At 65.0% G+C, this 9572-nt stretch carries 11 protein-coding genes and 1 pseudogene; 8 read left to right on the top strand and 4 right to left on the bottom strand.

The annotated features are described in order from the left end of the window. Window positions 1–137: pseudogene (locus tag NOV72_RS32935) on the top strand (IS4 family transposase); the annotation flags it as partial. 294 nt (window positions 138–431) lie between these two features. Here NOV72_RS32935 and rpsU read toward each other — a convergent pair. The 4 genes from rpsU to NOV72_RS30725 all read right to left on the bottom strand — a co-directional run bounded on the left by rpsU (window position 432) and on the right by NOV72_RS30725 (window position 2331). After that, window positions 432–644, bottom strand: coding sequence for a 30S ribosomal protein S21 (gene rpsU, locus NOV72_RS30740; RefSeq protein ID WP_006999077.1), 213 nt, complete (start codon window positions 642–644; stop codon window positions 432–434). Between the two features lie 164 nt (window positions 645–808). Beyond that, entirely contained in the window at window positions 809–1147 is a 339-nt protein-coding gene (locus NOV72_RS30735; RefSeq protein WP_106858277.1) for a 2Fe-2S iron-sulfur cluster-binding protein, read from the bottom strand. Then, complete coding sequence (locus tag NOV72_RS30730; protein ID WP_106858276.1) at window positions 1144–1737, bottom strand: IMPACT family protein; 594 nt, start codon at window positions 1735–1737, stop codon at window positions 1144–1146. Before NOV72_RS30730 ends, NOV72_RS30735 begins: the two co-directional genes overlap by 4 nt. 54 nt (window positions 1738–1791) lie before the next feature. Further along, window positions 1792–2331, bottom strand: a complete 540-nt coding sequence (locus tag NOV72_RS30725) for a GNAT family N-acetyltransferase (protein ID WP_106858275.1) — start codon at window positions 2329–2331, stop codon at window positions 1792–1794. Between the two features lie 274 nt (window positions 2332–2605). Between NOV72_RS30725 and NOV72_RS30720 the strand changes: the two genes are divergently transcribed. From NOV72_RS30720 to NOV72_RS30690, 7 genes are all read left to right on the top strand, one after another. Further along, the gene (locus NOV72_RS30720; protein ID WP_106858274.1) at window positions 2606–4192 is read left to right on the top strand and encodes an EAL domain-containing protein; all 1587 of its coding nucleotides are present in this window, start codon (window positions 2606–2608) and stop codon (window positions 4190–4192) included. A 49-nt stretch (window positions 4193–4241) separates the two neighbouring features. Then, complete coding sequence (locus tag NOV72_RS30715) at window positions 4242–4640, top strand: hypothetical protein (protein WP_106858273.1); 399 nt, start codon at window positions 4242–4244, stop codon at window positions 4638–4640. 282 nt (window positions 4641–4922) lie between these two features. Further along, entirely contained in the window at window positions 4923–5612 is a 690-nt protein-coding gene (locus NOV72_RS30710; RefSeq protein WP_106858272.1) for an ABC transporter permease, read from the top strand. A 23-nt stretch (window positions 5613–5635) separates the two neighbouring features. After that, on the top strand, window positions 5636–6370 hold the full coding sequence (locus NOV72_RS30705; RefSeq protein ID WP_106858271.1) for an ABC transporter permease: 735 nt from the start codon (window positions 5636–5638) through the stop codon (window positions 6368–6370). Window positions 6371–6388: 18 nt separating this feature from the next. After that, window positions 6389–7216 (top strand): ABC transporter ATP-binding protein, encoded by an 828-nt coding sequence (locus tag NOV72_RS30700; RefSeq protein ID WP_245933220.1) that lies wholly within the window; start codon window positions 6389–6391, stop codon window positions 7214–7216. Window positions 7217–7262: 46 nt separating this feature from the next. Then, on the top strand, window positions 7263–8240 hold the full coding sequence (locus NOV72_RS30695) for a GlxA family transcriptional regulator (RefSeq protein WP_245933222.1): 978 nt from the start codon (window positions 7263–7265) through the stop codon (window positions 8238–8240). Window positions 8241–8345: 105 nt separating this feature from the next. Beyond that, entirely contained in the window at window positions 8346–9572 is a 1227-nt protein-coding gene (locus tag NOV72_RS30690) for an aspartate aminotransferase family protein (protein WP_106858270.1), read from the top strand.

Genomic DNA, 9572 nt, shown 5'->3' with positions numbered 1-9572 from the left:
CCGCCTGCCTTCAGCGTCTGCGCGAAAGGCTCAAGTCTCTGCCCAACGAAAAACGACCCGGACGCGCATGCGACCGGGTCGTCAAATCCCGCCCCAAACGGTACACCGTTCGCTATCTAAGAAAAGACCTTAACTGAACGGCATTACCGGTTTATCCGGGCTTTTTGCTTTTCTGCGTGCGCTTTCTCAATCCAGAGAGCAAGCGGCCGATCTCCACCTCAAAAACGCGTCCCCAAACACGAAAAGCCTGCATGAGCTTTCACTCATGCAGGCTTGTGCGATCTTGCCAACTTGAATCGACGGGGGCGCAACTCAAAGTGCGCCGATCCGCGAGCTTTCACGCGACCTGCGCGCGAAACCGCGACCCGATCGATCTCAGGCTGCGATGCCGATCCTACGCAAACAAACGAGGGCGCGATGCCCCGCGTCGATCAATAGAATTTTTTCGGCAATTGCGCGCGACGGATCTGCTTGCGCAGGCGAGCGACAGCAGCAGCTTTCTTGCGCTTGCGCTCGGTGGTCGGCTTTTCATAGGCCATGCGGGACTTGAGCTCTTGAATCAGGCCCGTGCGTTCGACGGTACGGCGAAAACGACGCATGGCGACGTCGAAAGGCTCGTTCTCTTTCAACAGTACTTTAGTCATTGAAATCTCGGTTGATCTGGCCCTGCCAGAAATTAGGGCAAAACGCAATTGTACACTTTTTGAGAGTCGCCCTGCACGCACTTTCTACGAATACGTGCGGATGCGGACTCGGGAATCACATCGTAGGTCGTTGAATCGAGACGACAATCCCGTAATACCCGGATTCAGAAGCCGCGCGACCGGACAGGCCGCGAATCGGGCGCGGCTTCGCGCGCGTCGGGCTGATCGATCGTCACGTCCGATAGCGCAAGCGCGACGCACGGCAAAATCCATCCTTCGGCCTTTTCTTCCGCCGTGAGTCCCGGCCATTCGACGCGATAGGCAATCCGCCCATCGACGAGCCGGCACAGGCACGCGCGGCACGTGCCGTTGCGGCACGATCGCGGCAGCGACAAACCCGCGCGCAACGCCGCTTCGAGCAGCGTGACGCCGTCTCTCACCGCGACGAAATGGCCGGCCGGCTCGATGACCATCGCGAAGGCGCCCGGCGCGTCGTCGGTCATGCCTGAACCTCGACGCCCGCGCGGCCATGGGTGAGATCGCGCAGTTCGGCGGCGGCCGGCTCGCGCGCGGCGGCGGGCATGCGCACGACCAGACGGACGGTCATCCCGTATTCGCTCTGCACGAGTTCGGCGTCGTGCTGTTCGATCCAGCGGCGCACGCGCGCTTCGTCGGCGTAATCGATGTCGATGCCGAGCAACCCGCGCTCGATGCGTTCGATGCGCTCGGCCAGTTGCATCGCGCTTGCGATCGCATCGGTATAGGCGCGCACGAGGCCGCCCGCGCCCAGCTTGATGCCGCCGTAGTAGCGCACGACGGCGGCCAGCACGCCATCGACTTCGTGATGCCGCAGCACTTCCAGAATCGGCCGGCCGGCGGTGCCGGAGGGCTCGCCGTCGTCGGACATGCCCGACTGACCGCCCGCGAGCAGCGCCCAGCAAACGTGCGTCGCGGCCGGATGCTCGGCGCGCAGGCGTTCGAGTTCGCGCATGGCTTCGTCGCGGTTCGCGACCGGCAGCGCGAGCGCGATGAAGCGGCTCTTGCGGATGTCGATTTCGGCGCTGACGGGAGAGGCGAGGGTGTACGTGGGCAAAGCGGAAAATGCGCAGGAAGCAAATATCGAATCATAGCCGCTCGGCGCGGCCGGTCACGCCGCGACGTCTGAAGCGCTGCCCAGCGCGCGCTGCATCAGCACCGTGTCGACCCATCGTCCGTGCTTGAAGCCGACGTCGCGCAGCACGCCGACATGCCCGAAGCCGAGCCGCGCATGCAGCGCGATCGATCCCGCGTTGCCGCTGTTGCCGATCACCGCGATCATCTGCCGCCACGGTCTGCGTTCGCATCGCTCGATGAGCGCCGTGAGCAGCGCGAGGCCGATGCCGCAGCGCCCGAATCCGTCGGCGACGTAGACCGAATCTTCGATCGTATGGCGATACGCCGAGCGCGCCCGGTAGCTCGACGCATACGCATAGCCCGCCAGCCGGCCGTCGAGTTCGGCGACGAGATAGGGCAGGCCCGCCGCCGCGATCGCCGCGTGGCGCGCGCGCATCTCGTCGGCGGAAGGCGCGATTTCCTCGAAGGTCGCGAGCGCGTGCTCGACGTAGTGCGAATAGATGCGCGCGATGGCGTCGAAGTCCCCCGGCGCGGCGTCGCGCACGAGCGGACGCGGGAAATCGTGTGAGGTCATAATCTTCGTTCGATACAAGGAAAGCGCCGTTTCTGGTCTGGCCATTCTCGCACGGCGCGCGGACGGCAAAAAAAGGGCCTGCGAGCCGTGCGGAAGCCCACTAAAAGGGTATGTTTTCGGGCAAAGAAAACGTTGAATCGGGCGATACGCGGCCTCTACACTAGGTCGTTTGTCCGAGACTCTCGCAAGAGCGGCGCGACACGAGCCGACGCAGCCGAGCAGGGAACGAAAAACGCGTGCGCGACATGCCTCGCGCCGCGGTCCATAACACGCAATGAACAAAATTCAACGTGGTGCGCTGGCGGCGCTTCTGATCGTCATCGTGATAATCGCGGCGTTGGCGCCGGCGGGGATCGGCTTCCTGTTCGCGCAGCGCAGCCAGCGGCATGACGAGACCGAGCGTCTGAACACGGTCGCCAAGGCCGCGCTCTTCCGCGCCGAAGACGTGACGCGACGGCTTTCGGGCGCGCTCGGGGAAATCGGCAAGGTCGCGGCGACGCCTTGCTCGCCGCCGTATCTGAAGGAGTTGCGGCGCATCGCGCTCACGCACGAGCAGGTGCGCGACGCCGGCGCCTACGATCACGATGGCCGCTGGCAATGCTCGTCGCTGCTCGGCGCGGTGTCGGCGGGCGTGCTCGATGGCCTCACGCTGCCGCCGCCCGACTGGCGCTCGCGTGACGGCATGATGGCGTGGTACGGCCTGTCGCGCTTGCCGGGCGGCAAGTCGTCGCTCGTGATGGGCCGCAACGGCTTCTACGTCGCCGCCGACCCTTCGCTCTACGTCGACACGCTCGATGCCAACGACGACGTCGCGAGCGGCGTCGCCATCATCAACACGGACGTGAGCCGCGTGATCGCGACCACGCCCGCCACCGACGCCAGCGCCATCCTCGCCGTGTATCGCACCGCGCCGCCCGTGCGCGACGGCTCGCCGTACGTCGTGCGCCGTTCCGTGTCGATGCCGCTCGCGGTCGTCGTGAGCGCGCCGCATCAAACGCTGCATCAACGCCTGCGCATGCTGCCGTGGGGCTGGCTGCTCGGCGGCGTCGTGGCGGGGCTCGTGTTCGCAAGCTGGGCGGCGTTCTTCCTCGTGCGCCGGCTGTCGCCGCGCGGCCAGTTGAGCGACGCGGTGCGGCGGCATCAGTTCATCGTCGCGTATCAGCCGATCGTCGATCTCGCCACGCGGCGCTGCGTCGGCGCCGAAGCGCTCGTGCGCTGGAAGTACCACGACCGCATCGTGCGGCCCGATCATTTCATCCCGCTCGCGGAGCATCGCGGGCTGATCCAGGCGATCACGGATCAGGTGCTCGACACGATCCTGCTGGAACTCGGCGACTTTCTCAGGCGCTACCCGGAGTACTACGTGTCGGTGAATCTCTCCGCGCAGGATCTCACGACGCATCGTTTTCTCGACGTGCTCGGCCCGGCGATCGCGCGCGAAGGCGTGCACCCGGCGCAAATCCGCATCGAGGCGACCGAGCGCAGCTTTCTCGACGCCGATGCCGCCAAGGAAGTCATCAGCGCGTTCCGGGAAGCGGGCCACGCCGTCTATCTCGACGATTTCGGCACCGGTTATTCGAGCCTTTCGCACCTGCAGAACTTTCGCATCGACGGCCTGAAGATCGACAAGTCCTTCGTCGATACGGTCGGGCAGGATGCGGCGTCGAGCAGCGTCGCGTCGCACATCATCGACATGGCCGTGACGCTCGACGTGCAGGTGGTCGCCGAAGGCATCGAGCATGAGGAGCAGGCCGCGTATCTGCTGGCGCGCGGCGCGCAGTTCGGGCAGGGCTGGCTCTTCTCCGCGCCGCTTTCCGCCGCCGAATTCATCCGCTATGCGGGCAGGACGCGCGGCGCTTGATCGATCCCGAATCGTCCTCAACTATGTCGTTTCCAGACGAGGCCAGATCATGAACGACCCGACAGCCACCGCTTTCCTGCGCGACGTCCGGCATCCGCTGCTCGCGCTTCATCGCAGCGTGCTCGCGCATCTGCGCCTGCGCCACGAGGCCGAGTTCGGTCCGGTGTCGCCGGGCGAGTTCCTGCAGATCGTGATCAACGGTTCGGCGTATCGCTGGCTCACGCCGCTTTCGACGCTGATCGCCGCCATCGACGACGTGCTCGACGACGACGAAGCCACCGCCGACGCGCGCATCGCGCATGCGAACGCGGTCGTCGACATGTTCAGCGCGGGCACGCGCGATCCGGTCTTCGCGGAGCAGTTCCTGCCCTTGCTGCAGGACAGCCCGGAGATCGCCGTGGCGAACGGACAGGTCGCGCAACTCGTGCGGGGCGTCGCGCGCGCGTGAAGGCACGCGCAAGGTCTATCGAAAATGCGACCTGAAAAATGCAAATTTTGTTCGCGGCGCGTGTTCGGGTTTTCCTGTCTGTCGCGCGCGGGCAGCGTTGCGGGGCGGGCGCATGACGGCGTCGCCGCTCATGCCGTCCGCGTGCTGCGTTGCAGCAAATCACGTTCGTCGCCATTGAGCGATTGATTTTCGCTTGCGAGTATCGCCGCCAACCGCCGGAGCGCATCGCTAGACGCGCTCCGTCTCTTTCCGATTCGACACGAAAGACGCTGGAGGCGACTCTTGAACCTGTACGGCTTCGGCCCGCTCCTCTGGGCGGGCGCCAAGGAGACGCTCGCGCTCGCGGTGCTGTCTCTCGCGGTGTCGGTGCTGCTGGGCCTCGCGGGCGCATCCGCGAGATTGTCGCGTCACGCGCCGTTGCGCGGCATCGCGACCGCGTACACCACGCTCATCCGCTCGGTGCCCGATCTCGTGCTGATGCTGCTGCTCTTCTACAGCATCCAGATCGCGGTGAACAATCTCACCGATGCCTTCGGCTGGGATCAGTTCGATATCGATCCGTTCACGGCCGGCGTGCTGACGCTCGGTTTCATCTACGGCGCGTACTTCACCGAAACGTTTCGCGGCGCGTTTCTCGCGGTGCCGCGCGGCCAACTGGAAGCGGGCAGCGCATACGGCATGAGCGGCATGCGCGTATTCGGCCGCATTCTCTTTCCGCAGATGATGCGCTTCGCGCTGCCCGGCATCGGCAATAACTGGCAGGTGCTCGTGAAGGCGACGGCGCTCGTGTCGATCATCGGTCTCGCCGATGTCGTGAAAGCCGCGCAGGACGCGGGCAAGAGCACGTTCAACATGTTCTTCTTCATCCTGATCGCTGCATTGATCTATCTCGCGATCACGAGCGCGTCGAATCTCGTGCTGATGGCGCTGGAAAAGCGCTATTCGATCGGCGTGCGGCACGCCGAACTCTGACCCACGCCAGCGAGCGACCCGCCATGATCCAGATCTTCGCCGAATACTGGCGTCCGTTTCTTTACTCCGACGGCATGCGCGCGTCGGGGCTCGTCGTCACGTTGTGGCTGCTCGCGGCCTCGATCGCGCTCGGTTTTTGCGCGGCGGTGCCGCTTGCCTGCGCCCGCGTGTCGCGCAATCGCTGGCTCTCGACGCCCGTGCGCATCTACACGTACGTGTTTCGCGGCACGCCGCTCTACGTGCAATTGCTGCTGCTTTACACCGGCATGTACAGCCTGGAATTCGTGCGCACGCAATCCCTGCTCGAAGCGTTTTTCAAGAGCGGCTTCAATTGCGCGATTCTCGCTTTCGCACTGAACACCTGCGCCTACACGACCGAAATCTTCGCGGGCGCGATCCGCGGAATCCCGCACGGCGAAGTGGAAGCCGCGCGCGCCTACGGCATGAGCACGTTCACGATGTATCGCCGCGTGATCCTGCCGTCGGCGCTGCGCCGCGCCTTGCCTTTGTACAGCAACGAAGTGATCCTGATGCTGCACGCGACGACCGTCGCCTTCACCGCGACCGTGCCGGACATCCTGAAGGTCGCGCGCGATGCGAATTCGGCCACTTATCAATCGTTCGAATCGTTCGGCATCGCGGCGCTCCTGTACGTGGCGATCTCGTTCGTGCTCGTCGCGGCATTTCGGCGCGCGGAGCAGCGCTGGCTCGCGTATCTGCGGCCGGCGGGCGCGGCGCGTCCGGCGCGGCGCGCCTGAGCGGTAGAATTCGAACCCATGCAGCAGCCGCTGTCATCACCCGAGGAGAAAGCGTTGGAGCCAACCGCCAAAGACGTCGCGACCAAGCTCGTCGCCGAGGACATTCACAAGCGCTACGGCGACAACGAAGTGCTGAAGGGCGTCTCGCTCGCCGCGAAAGCGGGCGATGTGATCAGCATCATCGGCGCGAGCGGCTCGGGCAAGAGCACGTTTTTGCGCTGCATCAACTTTCTGGAGCGGCCGAACGCGGGGCAGATCATCGTCGACGGTGAAGCCGTGCGCACGAAGGCCGACCGCGCCGGCAATCTCGAAGTCGCGGATCACAAGCAGTTGCAGCGCGTGCGCACCAAGCTCGCGATGGTGTTCCAGCATTTCAATCTCTGGTCGCACATGACAGCCATCGAGAACGTGATGGAAGCGCCGATCCACGTGCTCGGCGTGTCGAAGAAGGAAGCGGAAGACCGCGCGCGCACTTATCTGGAGAAGGTCGGCTTGCCGCCGCGCGTCGAGAAGCAGTATCCGTCGCATTTGTCGGGCGGGCAGCAGCAGCGCGTCGCGATTGCGCGCGCGCTCGCGATGCATCCCGACGTCATGCTCTTCGACGAACCCACGTCCGCGCTCGATCCCGAACTCGTCGGCGAAGTGCTGAAGGTGATGCAAAAGCTCGCCGAGGAAGGCCGCACGATGATCGTCGTCACGCACGAGATGGGCTTCGCGCGCAACGTGTCGAACCACGTGATGTTCCTGCATCAGGGCCGCACGGAAGAAGAGGGCGCGCCCGCCGAAGTGCTGAGCGCGCCGAAGAGCGAGCGTCTGCGCCAGTTTCTCTCGGGCAGCCTGAAATAACGTGGCAGGCGCGCCGCTGCAGGTTGCGATCGTCGCGCTCCCGCCGATGTCGATGAGCGGCATCGGGCCGATCATCGACACACTTTCTCTCGCCAACGAGATCGACGGCCATCGTCTCTACGAATGGCGCATCTGTTCCTGGGACGGCCGGCCCGTGCCGCTGTCGGGCGGCGCGCAACTCCCGGCCGATTGCGCGTTCAACGACGCCGTGCGTTGCGACTGGCTCATCGTGGTGTCGGAGCGCTATCAGCAGTTCGCCGATTACCGGCTCTTTCTCGCGAGCCTCGCGCGCGTCGCGCCGCGCACGCCGCTCGTTTCCGGCGTCCATCACGGCGTGTGGTGGCTCGCGATGGCCGGGCAGCTTGCGCAATATCGCGTCGCGGTGAACTGGGAGACGTATCAGCAATTCACCGAGCAGTTCGAGCGCGCCATCGTCAGCCAGCAGATTTTCGAAATCGACCGCGACCGCGCCACGTGCTCCGGCGGCCAGGCGAGCGTCGACTTCATGCTCGCGATGATCGCCCGCGATCACGGCCCCGATCTCGCGGAGCGCATCGCCGATTCGCTCGGCATCGGCATGTTGCGCGCGGGCACGGAGCGTCAGCGCATTCCGTTCGTCACCGCGCCCGGCGAGCGTCATCCGCGCCTGAACGACGCGCTGCAATTGATGGAAGCGAACATCGAGGATCCGCTCGCCACCGATGAAATCGCGAATCTCGTCGGCATTTCGCGGCGGCAACTCGAACGGCTTTTCCGCCAGTATCTCGGCGCGATGCCGTCGAAGTATTACCTCAATCTGCGCCTGACGAAGGCGCGCACGCAGTTGCAGCGCACGAGCAAATCGGTGGTGCAGATCAGTCTCGCGTGCGGGTTTTCATCGGCGGCGCATTTCTCGAATGCGTATCGCGACCGCTTCGGCGTGACGCCGCGCGAGGAGCGCCGCAACTGGATCGAAAAGCAGCGCGGCGGAGCCATCGACGAACCGCGCGGCGGCGCGCTGATCGAGCCGCCCGAGCGCGCCTGAGCGCGGCGAAAAAACGCCATCGAAGCATGTCGCGAACGCGCAAGACGGAATGCGCGCGATTGCCTAATATCGAACCTGATGCAAGAACCTGACGAGGAGTGGCTCATGACCGACATCAATGTGAATCGCGGTACGTTCGACGAAGTAATGGTGCCGGTGTTCGCGCCGGCCAATTTCGTGCCCGACCGGGGCCGCGGCTCGCGCGTGTGGGACACCGAAGGCCGCGATTATGTCGATTTCGCCGGCGGCATCGCGGTGACGGCGCTGGGCCACGGTCATCCCGAACTGCTGAAAGTGCTGCACGAGCAGGGTGAAAAGCTCTGGCACATCGGCAACGGTTACACCAACGCGCCGGTGTTGCGGCTCGCGAAACGCCTGACCGATCTGACCTTCGCCGACCGCGCGTTTTTCGCGAACTCGGGCGCGGAAGCGAACGAAGCGGCGTTGAAGCTCGCGCGCCGCTACGCGATCGACAATCACGGCGAGGACAAGATCGAGATCATCTCGTTCACGCAGTCGTTCCACGGCCGAACGTTCTTCACGGTGAGCGTCGGCGGCCAGCCGAAATATGCCGAAGGCTTCGGCCCGCAGCCGCAGGGCATTCGTCATCTGCCGTACAACGATCTGCCGAAGGCGCTCGAAGCCATCGGCCCGAAGACGTGCGCGGTCATCGTCGAACCGGTGCAGGGCGAAGGCGGCGTGCTGCCCGCCGATCCCGCGTTCCTGAAGGGCCTGCGCGAAGCCTGCGACAAGCACGGCGCGCTGCTCATTTTCGATGAAGTGCAGACCGGCGTCGGCCGCACGGGCACGTTCTACGCGTACATGCAGTACGGCGTGACGCCCGACATCCTCACGAGCGCGAAGGCGCTGGGCAACGGCTTCCCGATCGGCGTGATGCTCACGACGAACGACATCGCCGCGCATTTCAAGGTCGGCGTCCACGGCACGACGTACGGCGGCAATCCGCTGGGCGCGTCGATCGCGGAGAAGGTGGTCGAACTCATCAGCGATCCGAAGCTCCTCGAAGGCGTGAACGAGCGCAGCCGCGCGATCAAGGCGCATCTCGAACGTCTCAACGAGCGCTTCGGCATGTTCAAGGAGATTCGCGGACGCGGACTTCTGATCGGCGCGGAACTGAGCGACGCCTACAAGGATCGCGCGAAGGACGTGCTCAATGCGGCGGCGGCGAACGGCGTCATCATGCTGATCGCGGGGCCGAACGTGCTGCGCTTCGCGCCGTCGCTCATCATGCCGATGGCCGATCTCGACGAAGGCTTCGCGCGCATCGGCCGGGCGATCGAGCAGGTCGTCGGCGCGGCTGCCGTCAAGTAA

It is taken from the genome of Caballeronia novacaledonica, from assembly GCF_900258035.1.
Classification (GTDB): Bacteria; Pseudomonadota; Gammaproteobacteria; order Burkholderiales; family Burkholderiaceae; genus Caballeronia; species Caballeronia novacaledonica.
Note: the sequence above shows the minus strand (reverse complement) of the source record. Positions and strands in the feature narration are given on the sequence as shown.